At 68.2% G+C, this 18591-nt stretch carries 18 protein-coding genes; 12 read left to right on the plus strand and 6 right to left on the minus strand.

The window, feature by feature from the left end:
* The first annotated feature begins 66 nt into the window (after window positions 1-66).
* Together ASC79_RS13945 and ASC79_RS13950 are read left to right on the plus strand one after the other, a co-directional pair.
* Window positions 67-408, plus strand: coding sequence for a hypothetical protein (locus ASC79_RS13945; RefSeq protein ID WP_082532110.1), 342 nt, complete (start codon window positions 67-69; stop codon window positions 406-408).
* A gap of 59 nt (window positions 409-467) precedes the next feature.
* A complete protein-coding gene (locus tag ASC79_RS13950) occupies window positions 468-890 on the plus strand; it encodes a DUF1801 domain-containing protein (RefSeq protein WP_082532111.1) in 423 nt (140 codons plus the stop codon).
* On the opposite strand, the gene def is transcribed toward ASC79_RS13950, so the two are convergent.
* Window positions 887-1396: a peptide deformylase gene (gene def / locus ASC79_RS13955; RefSeq protein ID WP_056017413.1), complete on the minus strand. Its 510-nt coding sequence runs from the start codon at window positions 1394-1396 to the stop codon at window positions 887-889. The two genes, ASC79_RS13950 and def, sit on opposite strands and share 4 nt — an antisense overlap.
* A 15-nt stretch (window positions 1397-1411) precedes the next feature.
* The gene (locus tag ASC79_RS13960) at window positions 1412-2683 is read right to left on the minus strand and encodes a DNA recombination protein RmuC (protein ID WP_056017416.1); all 1272 of its coding nucleotides are present in this window, start codon (window positions 2681-2683) and stop codon (window positions 1412-1414) included.
* Between the two features lie 397 nt (window positions 2684-3080).
* Between ASC79_RS13960 and typA the strand changes: the two genes are divergently transcribed.
* Genes typA through ASC79_RS13975 form a run of 3 tightly spaced genes read left to right on the plus strand, consistent with a single transcriptional unit; the run spans window position 3081 to window position 6582 of the window.
* The gene (gene typA, locus ASC79_RS13965; RefSeq protein WP_056017419.1) at window positions 3081-4916 is read left to right on the plus strand and encodes a translational GTPase TypA; all 1836 of its coding nucleotides are present in this window, start codon (window positions 3081-3083) and stop codon (window positions 4914-4916) included.
* A complete protein-coding gene (locus ASC79_RS13970; RefSeq protein WP_056017422.1) occupies window positions 4916-6223 on the plus strand; it encodes a sensor histidine kinase in 1308 nt (435 codons plus the stop codon). The genes typA and ASC79_RS13970 overlap by 1 nt, the downstream gene beginning before the upstream one ends.
* 17 nt (window positions 6224-6240) lie before the next feature.
* Complete coding sequence (locus ASC79_RS13975; protein ID WP_056017425.1) at window positions 6241-6582, plus strand: response regulator; 342 nt, start codon at window positions 6241-6243, stop codon at window positions 6580-6582.
* Window positions 6583-6603: 21 nt separating this feature from the next.
* On the opposite strand, the gene ASC79_RS21120 is transcribed toward ASC79_RS13975, so the two are convergent.
* Window positions 6604-7677 carry an HlyD family secretion protein gene (locus ASC79_RS21120; RefSeq protein ID WP_056017428.1) on the minus strand — a complete coding sequence of 358 codons (1074 nt, stop codon included), beginning with the start codon at window positions 7675-7677 and terminating at the stop codon, window positions 6604-6606.
* A 2-nt stretch (window positions 7678-7679) separates the two neighbouring features.
* Complete coding sequence (locus ASC79_RS21125; protein WP_056017431.1) at window positions 7680-9269, minus strand: MFS transporter; 1590 nt, start codon at window positions 9267-9269, stop codon at window positions 7680-7682.
* A 157-nt stretch (window positions 9270-9426) separates the two neighbouring features.
* Between ASC79_RS21125 and ASC79_RS13990 the strand changes: the two genes are divergently transcribed.
* A complete protein-coding gene (locus tag ASC79_RS13990; protein WP_056017436.1) occupies window positions 9427-10599 on the plus strand; it encodes an aminotransferase in 1173 nt (390 codons plus the stop codon).
* A 94-nt stretch (window positions 10600-10693) separates the two neighbouring features.
* Window positions 10694-11356: a hypothetical protein gene (locus tag ASC79_RS13995; protein ID WP_056017439.1), complete on the plus strand. Its 663-nt coding sequence runs from the start codon at window positions 10694-10696 to the stop codon at window positions 11354-11356.
* 45 nt (window positions 11357-11401) lie between these two features.
* Here the strand turns inward: ASC79_RS13995 and ASC79_RS14000 are convergent, their stop codons facing one another.
* Window positions 11402-12166, minus strand: a complete 765-nt coding sequence (locus ASC79_RS14000; protein ID WP_056017442.1) for an SDR family oxidoreductase — start codon at window positions 12164-12166, stop codon at window positions 11402-11404.
* An 89-nt stretch (window positions 12167-12255) separates the two neighbouring features.
* Here ASC79_RS14000 and ASC79_RS14005 point away from each other — a divergent pair, with 89 nt between their 5' ends.
* Entirely contained in the window at window positions 12256-13221 is a 966-nt protein-coding gene (locus ASC79_RS14005; RefSeq protein WP_056017445.1) for an alpha/beta fold hydrolase, read from the plus strand.
* A gap of 74 nt (window positions 13222-13295) precedes the next feature.
* Window positions 13296-14048: a sulfite exporter TauE/SafE family protein gene (locus ASC79_RS14010; protein ID WP_056017448.1), complete on the plus strand. Its 753-nt coding sequence runs from the start codon at window positions 13296-13298 to the stop codon at window positions 14046-14048.
* Here the strand turns inward: ASC79_RS14010 and ASC79_RS14015 are convergent.
* A complete protein-coding gene (locus ASC79_RS14015; protein WP_156378272.1) occupies window positions 14045-14773 on the minus strand; it encodes an extensin family protein in 729 nt (242 codons plus the stop codon). The genes ASC79_RS14010 and ASC79_RS14015 overlap by 4 nt on opposite strands.
* Window positions 14774-14836: 63 nt before the next feature.
* On the opposite strand from ASC79_RS14015, the gene ASC79_RS14020 reads away from it, so the two are divergent.
* The 3 genes from ASC79_RS14020 to ASC79_RS14030 all read left to right on the plus strand — a co-directional run bounded on the left by ASC79_RS14020 (window position 14837) and on the right by ASC79_RS14030 (window position 18588).
* A complete protein-coding gene (locus ASC79_RS14020) occupies window positions 14837-16312 on the plus strand; it encodes a M20 family peptidase (RefSeq protein ID WP_056017451.1) in 1476 nt (491 codons plus the stop codon).
* 61 nt (window positions 16313-16373) lie between these two features.
* Window positions 16374-16985, plus strand: a complete 612-nt coding sequence (locus ASC79_RS14025; protein WP_056017454.1) for an ATP-dependent Clp protease proteolytic subunit — start codon at window positions 16374-16376, stop codon at window positions 16983-16985.
* 1 nt (window position 16986) lies between these two features.
* Window positions 16987-18588, plus strand: coding sequence for an alpha-amylase family glycosyl hydrolase (locus ASC79_RS14030; RefSeq protein ID WP_056017457.1), 1602 nt, complete (start codon window positions 16987-16989; stop codon window positions 18586-18588).
* The last annotated feature ends 3 nt before the right edge of the window (window positions 18589-18591 follow it).

An 18591-nucleotide genomic window follows, 5' to 3' on the forward strand; every position in this document is an offset into this window, starting at 1 on the left:
AGGATTTTAGGAACCTCATGCAAGCTTGGCCGTTCTGTGATGCACTCGGGTAGGGAGAACCACACCATGCGCAATCTGATGATCGTCACCCTGGTCGCCTCGGGCCTGGCCCTGTCGGCCTGTTCGCAAGCGACGCAGGATCAGGCCAAGGCCACGGCCGATCAGGCCGCCGCCGACGCCAAGGCCGCGACCGACCAGGCGGCTGCGGACGCCAAGGCCGCCGCCGACAAGGCCGCCGCCGAGGCTCAGGCCGCTGCGGGCGCCGTTGCGGCCGACACCAAGGCCGCGGCTGCAGACGCCAGCGTCGCCGCCAAGGACGCCGCGGCTGACGCCAAGGCCGCCGCCACCGGCGCCGCCAAGGACGCCAAGGCCGCGGTCCACGACGCCACGGCGCCGGAAAAGCACTAGGTCAGGCTCCGCACCTGCCCGCGGGTCGGGCAGGTGCGTTCCCTCTTGGGCCGAAGGCGATGGGCGAAACAGTCGATATCGAGACTCTGTTGGACGCCCGCCCAGAGCCGGCGCGATCGGCGCTTCGGCGCCTGCACCATCTGATCCTTGAGACAGCGACCGCAACGCCGGGTGTCGGCAAGATCGAACAGGGCGTCCGCTGGGGCCAGCCCAGCTATCTGACGTCTACCGGCAGCACGATCCGGATCGACGCCCTGAAGGGCGCGCGCAACCGCTATGCGCTCTATGTCCACTGCCAGACCGACCTGCTGGCCAGCTTCCGCGACATCTACGGCGACGCCCTGACCTATGAAGGTAAGCGGGCGCTCGTGTTCGATGCGGCCGAGCCGATCGACGAAGAAGTTGTGGCGCGCTGCATCGCGTTGGCGCTGACGTATCGCTCTCGGAAGCGCGCTCGGGTGGGGGCGAACGCCCGCGCCTAGGCCGCGCGGGCCTGCTTCTTGACCTTGGCGACGGCGCGGTCGCGCTTCAGGCGCGACAGGTGGTCGATGAACAGCACGCCTTCGAGATGGTCCATCTCGTGCTGGATGCAGACCGCGAACAGGCCGTCGGCGTCCTCGATCACTTCTTCGCCCTGATAGTTCAGGTACTTCAGCTTCACGCGGGCCGGACGCTCGACCTCGTCGTAGATGTCCGGGATCGACAGGCAGCCTTCCTCGTAGGGCGCGGTGTCCTCGGAGCTCCAGACGATTTCAGGATTGACGAAGTAGCGCGGCGCCTTCTCGTCGTCGGGGCCGGAGATGTCCATGACGATCACGCGCTTGGGTACGCCGATCTGGATCGCGGCCAAGCCGATGCCCGGAGCGTCGTACATCGTCTCCAGCATGTCATCCATCAGCGCGCGCAGCTCATCGTCGACTTTGTCGACGGGCTGCGAGACCTGCTTGAGGACCGGATTCGGAACGACGAGGATTTCGCGGATAGCCATAAAAACGCAGGTAGGTCAGCGTCCCTTCGCCGTCAAGGCGGTGAGGCGCCCCGTCTCGGGCGCATCAGGGTCGGCGGCGAGCTTGGCCAGCGGCCGGATTCCGGTCTCCACCGGCGCCAGTTCGGGCAGTTCCTTGCCCTCGTGGTCGACCTTCAGGTCCTCAAAGCGCCGAGCCTGGGTCAGGACCTGCGTCTCAAGCGACCCGACGAACTGATTGTAGCGGGAGACCGCCGCCTCCAGCGCCTTGCCGACCGAGCCGGCGTGCGCGCCCATCACCGAGATCCGCTTATAGAGCTCGCGGCCCAGCTTTGAGATCTCCTGGGCGTTGGCGGCCTGCTCCTCGACCCGCCAGCCGTAGACGACCGCCTTGCAGAGCGCGAAGAGCGTCGTCGGAGTGACAACGAGGACGCGGCGATCCATCGCCTCGCTCATCAGCTCCGGCGCGCGCTCCAACGCCGCGGCCAGGAAGCTGTCGCCCGGAATGAACATGGCGACGAAGTCTGGCGAGCCCTGGTTGAACTGATCCCAGTACGCCTTGGCCGAGAGCCCCTGCATGTGGGCGCGCACGCTCTGGGCGTGGCGCACATAGGCGGCCTCGCGGCTGGCGTCGTCGGTCGCCTCCTGCGCCTCGAGAAACGCGTTCAGCGAGCACTTGGCGTCGATCACGAACACCGCCCCGCCCGGCAGACGCACGGTCACATCAGGCCGGCGCCGGCCCTCGTCGGTGTCGGTCGAGGTCTGTTCGTCGAAGTCGTAGCGGTTGTGCAGGCCGGCGGCCTCCAGCACGTTGCGCAGGGTCTGCTCGCCCCAGCGGCCCTGAACGCCGGCCCCGCGACGCAGCGCCGCAGACAGCTTGCGCGCCTCGGCCTGAGTGGCGCTGGACGCCAGCATCAGCTGGTTGATCTGCTCCTTTAGGCCGCCGGTCTCTTCCGCCCGGGTCTTTTCGACCGCGACGACCTGCTCCTGGAACTTGGCCAGAGTCTCGGCGACCGGCTTGAGCTGCGCCTCGAGGCGCGCCTGGGCCAGCTGCTCTCTATTATGGAAGGTCTCGTCGGCGCGCTTCATCACCTGCTCGGCGATGGCCGCGGCGGCCTGGGCCTGGAGGAAGCCGGCGTTCTTGGCCTCCTGCTCCTCCATCACGCGCAGCCGGGTGGCGGCCTCCTGCAGCAAGGCGGCGCGCGCCTCGGCCCGGTTGGCGCGCCCGCGCTCCATGAGCGCCCAGGCGAGAGCGGGAATGGCCGCCAGCAGGGCGGCGAGGACGGCGAGCAGGATGGAGTCCAGGTTCATGCTCCGTTCCTATACGGAGTCGGACCCAGGCGATAGTTTCGCAGCCCCAGGGCTCAGGCCAAAAAAAAGCCGGACCCGAAGGCCCGGCAGTTCATTAGGGAGGAAACGCCCAGGAAGGGCAGAAGCGGCAGCGCCGCCTCACAGTTCGAATATATACGGTGCGACGCACAAAACAACAACCGAATTTGTGCCGAGCCCATCACATTTTCTGAAAACGGCGAAAAAATACGTTACAAATCAGTGAGATTTGAAAGCGCCTCAGGGCCATTCAGTTTGCTGCACCGCACAATGGCATGATATCAATGTTCGGCGCCGCGGCGAGAAGGCGCTGGCGCAAACGTCATTCGTCACCTAAAAGCGCGCGCTTCCCCAAATAGGCGCCCTCAAAGCCAAATCAATGTCGCTCCGCAACATCGCCATCATCGCACACGTCGACCACGGCAAGACCACGCTCGTGGATCAGCTCCTTGCCCAGTCGGGCGTTTTCCGAGCCAATGAGGCGACGGTTGAGCGCGCCATGGACTCCAACGACCAGGAGCGCGAACGCGGGATCACCATCCTCGCCAAGTGCACCAGCGTTCTTTGGAACGGAAAAGCGGGCGAGACCCGCATCAACATCATCGACACCCCTGGCCACGCCGACTTCGGCGGCGAAGTCGAACGGATCCTCGGCATGGTGGACGGCTGCGTCCTCCTGGTCGACGCCGAAGAGGGCGTCATGCCCCAGACCAAGTTCGTGCTGGGCAAGGCGCTGAAGATGGGCCTGCGGCCGATCCTCTGCCTCAACAAGGTCGACCGCGCTCACGCCGATCCCGACCGCGTGCTCAACGACGCCTTCGACCTGTTCGCGGCCATGGGCGCGAGCGACGAGCAGCTGGACTTCCCGCACATCTACGCGTCGGGCAAGAACGGCTGGGCGACGCTGGACCTGGCCCAGCCCAACGACAATCTCGGCCCGCTGTTCGACATGATCGTCGACCACGTGCCGCCGCCGAAGGCCGAAGCGCGGAAGGATGAGCCCTTCCAGATGCTGTCGGTGCTGATCGAAAGCGACCCGTTCCTGGGCCGCCTGCTGACCGGCCGCATCGAAGCGGGCAAGGCCGTCCCAGGCCTGGCCATCAAGGCGCTGTCGCGTGACGGCAAGGAAATCGAACGCGGCCGCATCACCAAGGTGCTGGCCTTCCGCGGCCTGAAGCGCCAGCCGATCGACGGCGGCGCGGAAGCGGGCGACATCGTCGCCATCGCCGGCCTGTCGAAGGCCACCGTGGCCGACACCCTGTGCGCCGTGGACGTCACCGAGGCCCTGCCGGCCCAGCCGATCGACCCGCCGACCATTTCGATGACCGTCTCGGTCAACGACAGTCCGCTGGCCGGCCGCGAAGGCGACAAGGTCCAAAGCCGCGTCATCGCCGCACGCCTTCTGAAAGAAGCGGAATCGAACGTCGCCATCCGCGTCACCGAAACGTCCGAAAAGGACGCCTTCGAAGTGGCCGGCCGCGGCGAACTGCAACTGGGCGTGCTGATCGAAGGCATGCGCCGCGAAGGCTTCGAAGTCTCGATCAGCCGTCCGCGCGTGGTGTTCCAGACCGATCCGGAGACCGGACAGCGGATGGAGCCGATCGAAGACGTCATGATCGACGTGGACGACGAGTTCACCGGCATCGTCATCGAGAAGCTGTCGGCCCGTAAGGCCGAGCTGAAGGACATGGGCCCGTCGGGCGCGGGCAAGACCCGCATCAGCCTGATGTCCCCCTCGCGCTCGCTGATCGGCTATCAGGGCGAGTTCCTGACTGACACTCGCGGCTCGGGCGTTCTGAACCGCGTGTTCAGCCACTACGAAGCCTACAAGGGCGCCATCGACGCCGGCCGCAAGGGCGTGCTGGTCTCCAACTCGGACGGTGAAACCGCGGCCTATGCGCTGTGGAACCTCGAAGAGCGCGGCACCATGTTCGTGGGCGCCGGCGAGAAGACCTACCAGGGCATGATCATCGGCGAGAACAGCCGCGCCGACGATCTCGACGTCAACCCGATGAAGGCCAAGCAGCTCACCAACGTGCGCGCCTCCGGCAAGGACGAGGCCGTGCGCCTCACCCCGCCGCGCCGCATGACCCTCGAGCAGGCGATCGCCTACATCGAGGAAGACGAACTGGTCGAAGTGACGCCGAAGTCGATCCGCCTGCGCAAGCAGGTTCTGAACCCCTCCTTCCGCAAGCGGCGCGTCAAGGAGGAGTAGTGGGGTTCACGGAGGCGGCTCCCCAGCCGAGTGAAAGCAGGCAGGCGGCGCGCGAACGTGCTTTCCGCCTGCTCGCTGTCACCGTCTCCGCACTGTTCCTCGCCTTCGCCGCCCTCGGCGGCGCGTTCATCTGGTACGATCGCGCCGCGGGCTGGCTCAACCACGCCCATGAGGTGAGGACCGAGATCGAAGGCCTGCGGCTGTCGCTGACAGAGGCCGAGTCGGCCCAGCGGGCCTTCATCCTCACCGGCGATTCCCGCTTCACGCGCCAGATCGAAGGCGCGCGCACCGAAGCCGGCGAGCGCATCGTCGCCCTGGATCGGCTGACCCGCGAAAATCCCTCCCAGCAAGAACGCCTGATCCGCCTGCGCGAGCTGATGGCCGAGCGCATGAGGATCATCGACGAGACGGTCGCCGCCCGGCGGACAGGTTCGCCGGGCGCGGCCATTCAGGTCATCCTGCGCGGCCAGGGCGTCGCGGCGATGGACAGCGTACGCGCCATCGCCGCCGAACTTGAGCAGGAGGAACAGCGCCTCCTGAACTTGCGGCAGCAGCAGGTCACCATCATACGGGCTGTGATCGTCGCCTCGCTGGTGATCTTCGCCGCACTGCTCGCCCTGCTGTTCTTCAAGGCCCTGCGCGACATCAGCCTGGACCGCGAGACCGAAGCGGACATCGCCCAGCGCCTACGCCAACTGCTGGCGGACCGAACCCTGCTGCTCGACGAGGTCAATCACCGCGTCAAGAACTCGCTGCAGCAGATCGCCAGCGTCGTGCGGCTGCAGTCGCGATCCGTCGAGCATGCCGACGCGCGCGACGCGCTGGACAGGACCCTCGACCGGATCATCGCGGTGGGCCGCGTCCACGAGCAGATGTACAAGGCCGGCGACGCCATCGGGGCCTTCGACGCGGGGCGCTACACCGAGGCCCTTGCGCGCGATCTTGTCAGTTCGCTCGGACGCGAAGACGTCGACCTCGAGACCGAAATCGAGCACGCCGTGCTCGACGTGAAGCAGGCGGTGCCCTTGGCGCTGATCCTGAATGAACTGATCACCAACGCCTTGAAATACGGCTGCCCCGCCGATAGGCCGTCCAGAATAAGGGTCGCGCTCGGAACGGAAGGCGAGCTTTACCGTTTGAGCGTAGCTGACGACGGCGATGGTCTGCCCAAGGACTTTTCGCCGAAGGCGAGCAAGAGCCTCGGGATGCGGGCGATCGAAGCCTTGGCGAGGCAACTCGGCGGGCGCTTCGAGATTGAACAGCCGAAGGCCGGCGCGTCTTTCGCGGTAGTCTTCCCCAGGAGTTGAACTGCGCAGTGCGTATAATGGTTGTTGAGGACGACGCGCTGATCGCGCTCGACATCGTCGGTCTCCTGGAAGACATGGGCCACGAAGTCGTCGCCGAGGCGGCCGACGCCACAGAAGCCTGGGCGCTGGCCGAAGGCGGCCGGCCGGACATCGCGCTGGTCGACATCCGTCTGGCGCGCGGCGCCGATGGCGGGGCCCTCGCCCGCAAGCTTTACGACCAGCTTGGCGTCCGCTCGCTGTTCGTATCGGGCTCCATCACCGACGATTTCCGCCGCTCCGTGGCAGCCATCAACCCGATCGGGTTCGTCGGCAAACCGCTCAGCCGCCGCACGCTCAACGACGCGCTCAGCGCGGCCTGAGAAGACCTGGGGCCGCTTGGGCTACCTGGCGCGCGTATCGATGCTTACCACCGCCGACATGCCCGGCCGCAACCGCGCCGTGGCCGCCTGCCCCTCGTCCAGGACGATCCGCACCGGCAGGCGCTGAACGACCTTGGTGAAATTGCCTGTGGCGTTATCGGGCTTGATCACCGCGAACTCCGATCCCGCCGCCGGCCCGATCCGCTCCACCTTGCCGGTCAGCTTCGTGCCCGGCAGGGCGTCGACGCGGATGCGGACGGGCTCGCCGACCGCGACGTCCTTCATCTGGGTCTCCTTGAAGTTGGCCGTGATCCAGACGGCTTGCGGCACCAGGCCCATCAGCTGGGTCCCGGGCGCCACGTACTGGCCGACCTTGACGCCCACCTCCCCGACCTGGCCGTCGACCGGCGCAAGGATGCGCGTATTGGACAGATCGATCTGCGCCAGCCGTAGCGACGCTTCCGATTGAGCGACGGCCGCCTCCAGCGCCGCACGGTTCACGCCGACCGAGGCAAGGTCTTCCTCCGCCACCCGGCCCTGCGCCTGGGCCTGCCCCACCGAGGCCTGAGCCTGCTGCACCGCCAGCCGCAGCCGGTCGAGCTCCGCCGGCGCAAGCCAGCCCTTCTGAACCAGCGGCTCGGCGCGCTTGAAGTCGGCCTGCGCCTTGGCCAGGGCGGCCCTCGCACTGGCCGCCTCGGCGCCGACCAGGCTGACATTGGCCTGCCCACGGCGGCGCTGCTGTTCCCAGTTGGCGAGATTGGCCTTTTCGACCGCCAGGGCCGCGGTCGCCTGCTCCACCTTCTGACGATAGTTGCGGTCGTCGATGACCACCAGGGTCTGGCCGGCCTCTACCGGCATGAAGTCCTTGACCAGAACCTCCGCGACATAGCCGTCGAGCTTCGGGCTGATGACGGTGACATAGCCGCGGACATAGGCGTTGTCGGTGCTCTGCACGCCGGTGTCGAACGGCGGCAGGCGCCAGGCGAACAGCACCAGCAGCACGCCGCCGATCGCGGCCAACACGATGGGAATGGCGGCCCGTGACCAGGGACGCTTGGCGGGCGGTTCTGCGGTCGGGACGGCTGCGTCGCTCAAGATCAGGCGGCCTCGGCTGGAGTAAGGGCGGCGGCCCGCCGCGCCCGCGCATCCTCGCGCAGGCGCAGGGCCAGGAGATAGACGAAGACCAGAAGCGAAAGCACGGCAATGACGCGGAAGACGTCCGCATAGGCCAGGACGGTCGCCTCGCGCGTCGCCAGCTGCGCCAGCAACGCCAGGCCCTCGCCCTGTCGCAGGGCCGGGTCGCTGAGCGTGCCGCCATAGGCGCCTGCGTACTGGCGGACCCGGGCGGCGACCAGCGGGTCTGTCAGCAGCAGGCGTTCGACGATCTGGGCCGAGTGGGCCTTTTCGCGCACGGTCATCAGCGTGCCGAGAAACGCCGCGCCGGCCAGCGCGCCGATGCTCTGGCCCGCGCCGAAGATCACCGCGAAGCTGATGATGAACTCCTGCCCCTGGCGCATCGCGCGGCCGAACCCGGCCAGCATCGCAGCAGGCAGGAACAACGCGCTGGCGAAGGCGATCATGCCCTGGCTGAAGTACATCTGCTGGGGCCGCGTGAGGTTGGTCACGTTGCTGTCCCACCAGGCGCCGGCCGCGATCAGCAGCAGCGCGATCAGAGCCGGCGTGGAGACCCGCGCAGGATTGATCGTGGCGGCCACCGTGACGACCCCGGCCAGGGTGGCCCAGAACATCACCCAGGACAGTCCCCGCATCTGGTCGTTGTTCATGCCCATGGCCTGCAGGAAGCCGAAGGCGCCCACGCCCTGCTCTGACAGGACGATGCGGAACAGCAGGATGATCACCACCAGCCGCACCATGTCGGCGCTGGAGAGCCAGCGGATGTGCAGCAGCGGCTGCGCCCTGTGCAGCTCCACCAGGACCGAGGCGGCCAGCAGGATGATCGCGGCCACCAGCGCCCAGCCGAGCCATGGCGCGTCGAACCACCAGACGAACCGTCCCTGGGCCAGCACCGCGCACAGCAGCGCCACTCCCGGCGCGAACAGCGCGAAGGTCAGGAAGTCCCGCGCCTGGAACATCTTCACCCGCGGCATCGGCGGGACCCGTACTAGGTTGACGGCGACCAGGCACAGAAGGCTCAGCGCGATCTCGAGCAGGTAGAGCCCGTGCCACTGGCCGTTCTGCAGCAGCTCCGACGACACCAGCCGCGACAGCGGCGCGGCCAGCTGGCTCCAACTGACGCCCAGCGCGATGCCCATCGGCCGCCGGTGCTCGGGCACGGCGGCGATCATGTAGAGCAGCGCCATGGTCGACAGCGCCGTCGCCGCGATGCCCGAGGCCGCCCGCACCGCGATGGCCGAGCGCAGGTCGTCGGTGAACAGGTGGGCGATCGCCACGATGATAAACAGGCCCAGCCCGATGTCGCCGAACAGCCGCAGCCCGTATTGGAAGCGGAACTTGATCGCCAGCAGGCCGATGGTGGCGTTGGTGGCCGTATAGGCCGTCGACAGCCAGGCCGCCTCGCTGGGATAGGCGCCGAGCGAGCCCTGGATCCAGGGAAGGTTGTTGTTGACCAGGTTGAAGCCCAGCCCCTGGGTAAGGCCCAGCAGGAGCGAGACGCCGCCATAGGTGACATAGCGCTTCCAGCCGGTTGGCGGCTGCGCTCCGCCCATGGCTCATGCCCCTCCTCCGCCGGAGACGTCGCGCCGCAAGCTAGAGCGGGCGCTCCATCTCGACGTCACAACGCGCATAGTCGGTCCTCGGTCGCATCGCCGGGACGAGATCGCCGGGCGCCTCGCGATCCGTCGTCCAGGCATGCTAGGCAGTCTCATGACCAATCCGATCTTCGCGAACCTGCCGACCACCATTTTCGAGGAAATGTCGGGACTGGCCCGCGACCTGGGCGCGATCAATCTCGGCCAGGGGTTTCCGGACGACCCGGGTCCGCTGGCGATCCGCGAGCGCGCCGCCGACGCGGTGCTCAACGGCTACAACCAGTACCCGCCGATGGCCGGCCTGCCCGAGTTGCGCGCCGCCGTCGCCGCGCACTATGCGCGCACGCAAGGCCTGGACCTCGACTGGAAGACCGAGGTCACCATCACCTCCGGCGCGACCGAAGCCCTGGCGGCGGCCTTCCTTGGCCTGATCCAGCCCGGCGACGAAGTGGTGGTTTTCCAGCCGCTCTACGACGCCTACCTGCCGCTGATCCGCCGCGCGGGCGGCGTGCCGCGGCTGGTCAAGCTCAGCCCGCCGCACTGGCGCTTCGATCGCGCGATGCTTCAGGCCGCCTTCAGCCCGCGCACCCGGTTCGTCGTCCTCAACAACCCGATCAACCCCGCCGGAGCGGCGCTGCCGCGCGAAGACCTGGCTCTGCTGGCCGAGTTCTGCGTCGCGCACGACGCGATCGCCATCTGCGACGAGGTCTGGGAGCAGGTCGTCTTCGACGGCGTGGAGCACCTGCCGCTGATCGCCTTTCCGGGAATGCGCGAGCGCACCGTGAAAATCGGCTCGGCGGGCAAGATGTTCGGCCTCACCGGCTGGAAAGTCGGCTTCCTCTGCGCCGAGGCCGAGCTGACGCGCGCGCTCTCGCGCACCCACCAGTTCCTGACCTTCACCACCGCGCCCAACCTGCAGGCGGCCGTGGCCTGGGGCCTGGAGAACAGCGGCGACTGGTTCGAGGCCATGCCGAAGGCGCTGCAGCGGTCGCGGGACCGGCTGGCCGAGGGACTGGCCCGCGAGGGCTTCGTCACCCTGCCCGCCCAGGGCACCTATTTCCTCAACATCGACCTCGCAGCCTCAGGCGTCGAGGAGTCGGACCGCGCCTTCGCCCTGCGCGCGGTCAAGGAGGCGGGCGTGGCGAGCATTCCGGTGTCGGCCCTCTACGAGGAGGACCACGTCACCACCATCCTTCGACTGTGCCTGGCCAAGAACGACGAGACCCTGGACGAGGGCGTGCGGCGCCTGGCCAAGGCACGCGACCTCTCGCGCGGCGTTCTCGCTTAGAATGAGCGCCTAGTAGCGCGCAGGTTGTCTCTGGTTCCAGATGCGCGCAGGCTGTGCCTATCGTTGCGAGAGACCGTCTCGAGAGGAACGACCGATGCACCTAAGCCTGAGACAAGCTGCGCATGTCGGCCTTGCGCTGGTCACCGCGAGCGCGGGTCTGACCGCAGGCAGCGTCGCGAACGCCCAATACTTCCCGTATCTCTCGTCGCGCCCCTATCAGGCCTACGGGCCGGCCGATCCTTGCGCACGCACCGCCGCCGAGCGGCGCCTGGGCTGGGGCATTGTCGGCCTGCTGGCCGGGGCCTGGGCCGGCGGCGCGGCCGCAGCGGCCGGGGTCGTCGCCGAGGGCGCGGCGCTTGGCGGCTTCGTCGGCTCGATCCTCGGCGGCAACGCCGGCGCGCGCTCAGCCGCGTGCGGCACCGCCGCGCTGGCCGCCGCGCAGGGCTCCTACGGCCCCTTCTACGGCCAGGGCTACCCCGCGCAGTACGGCGGGCATCCGAGCTACGCGGTGGGTGGCGCCCAGCCGGTGACCTTCTACGAATACCGCAGGACCTATCGGTCGTTCACGCCGTGCTGCGAGGGCGGCCAGCCGCCTCAGGGCTTCTCCGACCAGGGCGGCTATGCTCAGGGGCCGGAGCCCCAGTACCAGCAGCAGCAGCCGCCTCCTCCGCCCCAGCAGTATGCGCCGCCGCCTCAGTATCAGCCGCCGATGCCGCCGCAATATCAGGGCCATCCGCAGCTCTATCCGCGCAACTAGCGCGCCAAGGCCGGAAGCGACGAGCGCTTCCGGCCCAGCCTTCGATCAGGACGTCGAGCCGCCGTCGATGACGACGGTCTGGCCGGTCATCCACGAGCCGGCCTTCGAGGCCAGGAACACGGCGCCGCCGGCGATGTCGTCCGGCTCGCCCAAACGGCGCAGCGGCGTGCCCGAAGAGGCGCGCTTCTCACCTTCCGGCGTATCCCAGAGCGCCTTGGCGAAATCGGTCTTCACCAGGCCCGGCGCAATGCAGTTGACGCGGATATTGTCCGGCGACAGCTCCTGGGCGAGGTTGCGCGCCAGCTGCATGTCGGCCGCCTTGGAAATCGCATAGGCGCCGATCACCGAGGTGCCGCGCAGGCCGCCGATCGACGAGATGATGATGACCGAGCCGTCCTTCCGCTCGCGCATCTCCGGCGCGACCATGTTGATCAGCCAGTTGTTGGCGATGACGTTGTTCTCGAGGATCTTGCGGAACTGGTCGTCGGCGATGCCGCTCATCGGTCCGTAGTAGGGATTGGAGGCCGCGTTGCAGACCAGGATGTCGATCTTGCCGAACGCCTTGCGGGTCTCGTCGACCAGGCGCTGAAGGTCTTCCTTGGAGGAGATGTTGGCCGGCACGGCGATGGCCGCGCCCGGATGCTTGGCGTTGATCTCGGCGGCGACTTCCTCGCACGGGCCGGCCTTGCGCGACGAGATCGTCACCTTGGCGCCATGCTCGGCCATTCGCTCGGCGATCGCCTTGCCGATCCCGCGCGAGGATCCGGTGATGACAGCGACCTTACCGGTCAGGTCGAACAGTTCGCCCATGGCGTTCCCTCCAAACACGTGTTTGATTTTATCGTCGCCATTTGCGGCGCCGGGCGACGTTGGGTCAAGCGGTTCGGGGAGAAGCCGACATGCCGGAATTTCGTGAGATAGCGCTGGCGGAGGTCACCCTCCGCGCCGCAGTCCAAGGCGCCGGTCCGCTGGTGGTCATGGTCCATGGCTTTCCTGAGAGCTGGTACAGCTGGCGCCACCAGATGGGGCCGATCGCGGAGGCCGGCTTCACCGCCTGCGCCATCGATGTGCGCGGCTATGGCGGCTCCTCGCGGCCCGAGCCCATCGAGGCCTATGACATGGAGCACATGGTCGCCGACGTCGCCGGAGTGGTCGAGGCGCTCAGCCCCGATGCGCCCGCCGTGCTGATCGGCCACGACTGGGGCGCGCCGATCGTCTGGAACACCGCCCTGGTCCGGCCCGATCGCGTGCGGGCGGTCGCGGGGCTGTCGGTGCCCTACACCGGCGTGCCCAAGCGTCCGTTCAGCGACATGATCGAAAGTGTGTTCACCAGCCGCGGCAAGTTCTTCTACCAGGCCTGGTTCCAGAACGTCGGGCCGGCGGAGGCCGAGCTCGAGGCGAACGTCCGCGACGGCTTGCGCAAGTTCTACTACGCGATCAGCGGCGATGCGCCCGACGGGACCTGGCCGAATGACAAGACCCACGGCCAGACCCTGCTCGAGGGACTCGTGAATCCCGATCCCTTCCCCGCATGGCTGAACGACGCCGACCTCGACTACTATGTCGGCGAGTTCGAGCGGTCCGGGTTCCGGGGCCCGATCAACCGCTACCGCAATCATCAGCGCGACTTCGAGTATCTGAGCCGGTTCGAGGGCCGCAAGATCGAGCAGCCGTCGCTGTTCGTCGGCGGCGAGCGCGACTTGGTGCTGTCGATGCTGGGCAAGGGCGACCTGATGGCGATCATGGGCGCGGAGATGCCGAACCTGCGCGGGGCCGACGTCCTGCCCGGCTGCGGTCACTGGACCCAGCAGGAGCGCCCGCAGGAGGTGAATGCTCGCCTGCTGCCCTGGCTCAAGTCGCTCTAGCCTTCGCCGATCGCGAAGGCTGACCACGGCGAAGGCGCATTGCGCGCCCACACGGGGCGCGCCAGCCTGACGGCATGGGTAGCGAATTCCTGTTGCTGGGCGCGGGACTGCTGGCGGGCGCCATGAACGCCCTGGCCGGCGGCGGCTCCTTCGTGACCTTGCCGGCCCTGATCGCAGCGGGCGTGCCTTCGGTCGCGGCGAACGCCTCCAGCACGGTGGCGCTCTATCCCGGCGGCCTGGCCAGCGCCTGGGTCTACCGCCAGGGCCTCACCGAGGTCTGCGGCGTGCCGATCCGGCCGATGCTGATCGTCACCCTGGTCGGCGGGCTGGCGGGCAGTCTGCTGCTGCTGTGGACGCCATCCTCGACCTTCGACGTCGTCCTGCCGTGGCTGTTGCTGACCGCGACCCTGGCGCTGGCCTTCGGCCCGACGATCGCACCCTGGCTGCAGAAGCACGCCCGGCTGGGCGCCGGACCAATTCTGGCCCTGCAGTTCGGGCTAGGCGTCTATGGCGGCTATTTCGGCGGCGCGGTGGGCCTGATGATGATGGCCGCCTGGAGCCTGTTGGCCGGGGTGGATCTGAAGCAGCTCAACCCGCCGCGCACGCTGATGGTCAGCGCCGCCAACTCCATCGCCGTGCTCTGCTTCGTGATCGCCGGGGCGGTGCGGTGGCCGGAGACCTTGATCGTCGGCGCCGGCGCGATCGTGGGCGGATACCTGGGCGCGCACCTGGGAAAGCGGCTGGATCCGAGGATGGTCCGCGCCGCGACCATCGCCCTGTCGGTCGTGATGACGGCGGTGTTCTTCGTGCGGGCCGCGCGCGGCTAGCGGCAGCGCAGGTACGGCCCGGTGTCCAGGTGCAGGTGATCGCGGTGAGCGGCGTTGTAGTCGGGGCTGAGGGTCACATGGAACCAGCGACACGCCTCGTCACGGGCGCGGCGCAGGAAGGCGCCCTTCCGGTCGTCGCCGTCGAACTGGCCCAGGACGCGCAGCTTGCGCCCTTCCGCCGTGGTGAAGCCGCCGACATCGAGGGCGTTGGCGAAGGCGTGCTGGCTGCGCGGTCCGTCCGAACGGCCGTACATGTTGCGGCAGGCATAGGTCCCCATGTGGTCGACGCTTGCGATCGGCTCGCCCAGCAACTCGCGAGCCGCCGGCTGCAGGCCGTATCGGTCCCAGGCCGCATAGGTCAGGGCCTGACGGCAGGTCATCACGGGGGCGGCCGGCGCGAGCGGCGTCGTCCCGCTGCGCAGCCGCACGGCGTCGAGCTGCGAACACCCGGACTCCCGGCGGGGCGGGCTTTCGCTGAAGCCGACGCCGCCGGCGCGCAGGGCCGCGCGGCAGCGAGCGGGATCGGCCACGGCGCGCTCAAGCTGGTAGCGCGTGGCCAGTCCTGGCGGCTCAGACAGCCGCAGCGGCTTCCAAGGCAGGTCCTGCGGCGGCGCGGCGGCGTCGGCCCAGCACACCAGGGCCGCCAGAACCAATGCGGCGTCCGTCAGGCACGCCCATAGCGCCCCCAAAAAGACGCCGCGCGATGGGAACGCGATCAGGCGCACGCGATGCGGCTTTTCTTCCCTAAGGGCGCCGACCTATGGTCGCATCGCACTGGAGAGGGACGCATGAAACTCATCGGCAAAGTCGCACTGGCGCTGGTCGGACTGATCTTGCTGCTCGCGGCCATAGTCGTGGTCAGGACGCTGACCTACAAGCCCGCGGCGGGCGCGGACCTCTCCCAGGTCAAACTGGCGCCGGCGGTGGCGATCGACTCCGCCAAGGCGGCCGAGCACCTGTCGCAGTCGATCCGCTTCCAGACCATCAGCCATCAGGACAAGGCCGACAACCAGTTGGCCGAGTGGGAAAAGCTGCACGCCTGGCTGCAGACCACCTATCCGGCCGCCCATGCCGCCATGACCCGCGAGGTCGTGGCCGGCCATACGCTGGTCTACACTTGGGCGGGTTCGGACCCGAGCCTGGCGCCGGTCGTGCTCATGGCCCACCAGGACGTGGTGCCGGTGACGCCAGGCACCGAGGACGACTGGAAGTACGCGCCATTCGAAGGAACGATCGCCGAGGGCGCCGTCTGGGGCCGCGGGGCGATCGACGACAAGGGCTCGCTGATCACCCTGTTCGAAGGCGTCGAGGCCCTGGCGACCCAGGGCTTCAAGCCCAAGCGCACCGTGATCCTGGTGTCCGGTCATGACGAGGAAGCCGGGGGGACGGGCGCCCAGGCGGCTGCCGAGCTCTTCAAGTCCCGCGGGATCAAGGCGCAGTTCGTTCTCGACGAGGGGATGGCCATCATCTCCGACAATCCGCTGACCGGCGGGCCGGTTGCACTGATCGGCATCGCCGAGAAGGGCTACGCCACGCTCATGGTCACGGCCGAAGCCGTCGGCGGCCACTCCTCGGCCCCGCCGGCTGACTCCGGCGGCGTGCTGACCCTGGCCAGGGCGGTGACCAAGATCGCCGAAGACCAGGCGCCGATGAAGCTCGACGGGCCCGGCGGCCAGATGATGGAGACCCTCGCGCCCCAAGGCTCGTTCATGATCCGGATGGCGATGGCCAATCGCTGGCTGTTCGAGCCGCTGATCATCAAGCAGGCCGCCGCCTCGCCCGCCGGCGCGGCGCTGCTGCACACCACCATCGCCCCGACCATGCTGAAGGGCAGTCCCAAGGAAAACGTCCTGCCGCAGGACGCCACCGCGTGGATCAACTACCGCATCGCACCGGGCGACAGCTCGGCCGCGGTCATGGACCGGGCCAAGGCGGCGGTCGGCGACCTGCCGGTCGCCTTCGCCTGGAGCCGCGCGCCGAACGAGCCCTCGCCCGTCTCGTCGACCACGTCGGAAGCCTGGAAGATGGTCGCGGCCCTGGCCGGAGACACCGCCAAGGCGCCCGTCGCGCCCAGCCTGGTCACCGCCGGCACCGACAGCCGCTACATGACCGGCGTGGCCGTCGATGTGTACCGCTTCCAGCCGATGGTGTTCTCGATGGAGACCATCAAGATGATCCACGGCACCAACGAACACATGTCACTGCAGAATCTGGAACGCGCCGTTCAGTTTTATGCGCGATTGATCGCCACGTCGGCCGGCTAGCCCTTGCGAAGCGCCGCCGCGCATCGCACGTTCCGGACTAACTGAATTGGAGACCCCATTTATGCGTAACTGGCGCCTGGACGAAGACGACGACAGCGAAGACGGCGCCCGCAAGCCCGACATGCCGATGACGGCCGGGCCTGTGCAGAACGCGCTCTACAAGTCGCGCACCGTGCTGGTGTTCGGCGAGATCGACATGCGCCTGGCCGAGCGGGTCACCGCCCAGCTGCTGGCCCTGTCGGCTGAAAGCGACAAGCCAATCAAGGTGGTGATCAACTCCCCCGGCGGCCACGTCGAGAGCGGCGACACCATCCACGACATGATCCGCTTCTGCGGTCCGCAGGTGAAGGTGATCGGCACCGGCTGGGTGGCCTCGGCCGGCGCGCACATCTTCCTGGGCGCGACCAAGGAAAACCGCCTCTGCCTGCCCAACACCCGCTTCCTGCTGCACCAGCCGATGGGCGGCGTGCGCGGCCAGGCCAGCGACATCCAGATCGAGGCCGAAGAGATCGTGAAGATGCGCGAGCGCGTCAACCGCATGATCGCCAGAGAAACCGGGCATCCCTACGAGAAGATCGTCAAGGACACCCAGCGGAACTTCTGGATGAGCGCCGAGGCCGCCGTCGAGTACGGCCTGGTCTCGAAGATCATCAACAACGCCACCGAGGCCTGAGTTGTCGGCCGCGCCCTGGTGGAAGGGCGCGGTCGTCTACCACATCTATGTCCGGAGCTTTTTCGACTCCGACGGCGACGGACATGGCGATCTGGCCGGCGTCCTGGCCAAGCTGGACCACATCGAGAGCCTGGGCGTCGACGCCATCTGGCTCTCGCCCGTCCACCCCTCGCCGAACCGCGACTGGGGTTACGACATCTCCGACTATGAAGGCGTCCAGCCCGACTACGGGACGATGGACGACCTGCAGGCGCTGATCGACGCGGCGCACCGGCGCGGCCTGAAGGTCATGCTGGACGAGGTGCTGTCGCACACCTCCGACGAGCACCCCTGGTTCGCCGACAGCCGCGACGGCGGCGCAGATGGGGCCAAGGCCGATTGGTATGTCTGGGCCGATCCGGCCCGCGACGGCACGGCGCCAAACAACTGGCTCTCGGTGTTCGGCGGCCCAGCCTGGGCCTACCAGCCGGCGCGCCGCCAGCACTATCACCACAAGTTCCTGCGCCAGCAGCCGAAGCTGAACTGGCGCCATCCCGACGCCAAGGCCGCCGCCCTGCGGGTGCTGGAGTTCTGGCTGGAGAAGGGGATCGACGGCTTCCGGCTCGACGTCGCCGGCACCTTCCTCCACGACGACACCCTGACCGACAATCCGGCCATTCCGGCCGAGCAGCGTGCACGCCGCCACTGGGCCCACGCCAGCGAGATGCAGCGCCACCTGCACGACTCCAACCTGCCCGAGAACATCCCCCTGCTGGACGAGATCCGCCAGCGGGTGGACGCTTTCGACGACCGCTTCGTGTTCGGCGAGTTCTCGGAGGAGGAAGAGCGTTGCGGCGCCTACTGCACGCCGGAGGAAGGGCTGCACTCGGCCTACACCTTCGTGCTGCTGCACGCCCGGCGGCTGTCGCCGGACATCTTCCGCGACCACTACGACACCCTGGACCGGTTCCCCGGCCACTGGCCGTGCATATCGTTCTGCAACCACGACATCCCGCGCACCGCCACGCGCTTCGGCGGCGGCGAGGCGATCGCGCGGCTGATGCTGTCCCTGCTGCTGACGCTGAAGGGCACGGTGCTGCTCTATCAGGGCGAGGAGCTGGGGCTGCCCGAGGCGCAGAGCCTGACCCGCGAGGAAATCCGCGATCCGGTCGGCGACCTCTACTGGCCGATCGCCAAGGGCCGCGACGGCTCGCGCACGCCGATGCCGTGGACCGAGGGCCTGAACATGGGCTTCACCAGCGGCAAGCCCTGGCTGCCGCTGGCGGTGGAGCACAACGGCCTGTCGGCGGCGCAACAGGCGGCCGATCCGACTTCCACCCTCGCCTATTCGCGCGCGCTCCTGGCCCTGCGCCGCTCGACCCCGGCCCTCATTGATGGGGACCTGGAGATGATCACCGCGCCCGAACCGATCTTGGCCTTCATCCGGCGGTCAGGCGACGAGCAGGTGGCCTGCGTGTTCAACATGGGCGCCGCGCCGGCGATCTTCGGCGACGAACGCCTGGCGGGCGCAGTGATGCTGGAGCCGGGCACGGGCGCGGCGAGCCTCGACGGCGCGGCCCTGCATCTCGGCGCCCACTCGGCCAGGTTCCTGCGGCTCGCGTAACAC

This window comes from Phenylobacterium sp. Root1290 (assembly GCF_001425305.1).
In the GTDB taxonomy this organism is placed as follows: domain Bacteria; phylum Pseudomonadota; class Alphaproteobacteria; order Caulobacterales; family Caulobacteraceae; genus Phenylobacterium.

What these genes read in the sequence shown, in the direction of transcription:
- ASC79_RS13945 (WP_082532110.1), top strand. Translation starts at nt 67, where the DNA reads ATGCGCAATCTGATGATCGTCACCCTGGTCGCCTCGGGCCTGGCCCTG.
- ASC79_RS13950 (WP_082532111.1), top strand. Translation starts at nt 468, where the DNA reads ATGGGCGAAACAGTCGATATCGAGACTCTGTTGGACGCCCGCCCAGAG.
- def (WP_056017413.1), bottom strand. Translation starts at nt 1,396, where the DNA reads ATGGCTATCCGCGAAATCCTCGTCGTTCCGAATCCGGTCCTCAAGCAG.
- ASC79_RS13960 (WP_056017416.1), bottom strand. Translation starts at nt 2,683, where the DNA reads ATGAACCTGGACTCCATCCTGCTCGCCGTCCTCGCCGCCCTGCTGGCG.
- typA (WP_056017419.1), top strand. Translation starts at nt 3,081, where the DNA reads ATGTCGCTCCGCAACATCGCCATCATCGCACACGTCGACCACGGCAAG.
- ASC79_RS13975 (WP_056017425.1), top strand. Translation starts at nt 6,241, where the DNA reads ATGGTTGTTGAGGACGACGCGCTGATCGCGCTCGACATCGTCGGTCTC.
- ASC79_RS21125 (WP_056017431.1), bottom strand. Translation starts at nt 9,269, where the DNA reads ATGGGCGGAGCGCAGCCGCCAACCGGCTGGAAGCGCTATGTCACCTAT.
- ASC79_RS13990 (WP_056017436.1), top strand. Translation starts at nt 9,427, where the DNA reads ATGACCAATCCGATCTTCGCGAACCTGCCGACCACCATTTTCGAGGAA.
- ASC79_RS13995 (WP_056017439.1), top strand. Translation starts at nt 10,694, where the DNA reads ATGCACCTAAGCCTGAGACAAGCTGCGCATGTCGGCCTTGCGCTGGTC.
- ASC79_RS14000 (WP_056017442.1), bottom strand. Translation starts at nt 12,166, where the DNA reads ATGGGCGAACTGTTCGACCTGACCGGTAAGGTCGCTGTCATCACCGGA.
- ASC79_RS14005 (WP_056017445.1), top strand. Translation starts at nt 12,256, where the DNA reads ATGCCGGAATTTCGTGAGATAGCGCTGGCGGAGGTCACCCTCCGCGCC.
- ASC79_RS14010 (WP_056017448.1), top strand. Translation starts at nt 13,296, where the DNA reads ATGGGTAGCGAATTCCTGTTGCTGGGCGCGGGACTGCTGGCGGGCGCC.
- ASC79_RS14020 (WP_056017451.1), top strand. Translation starts at nt 14,837, where the DNA reads ATGAAACTCATCGGCAAAGTCGCACTGGCGCTGGTCGGACTGATCTTG.
- ASC79_RS14025 (WP_056017454.1), top strand. Translation starts at nt 16,374, where the DNA reads ATGCGTAACTGGCGCCTGGACGAAGACGACGACAGCGAAGACGGCGCC.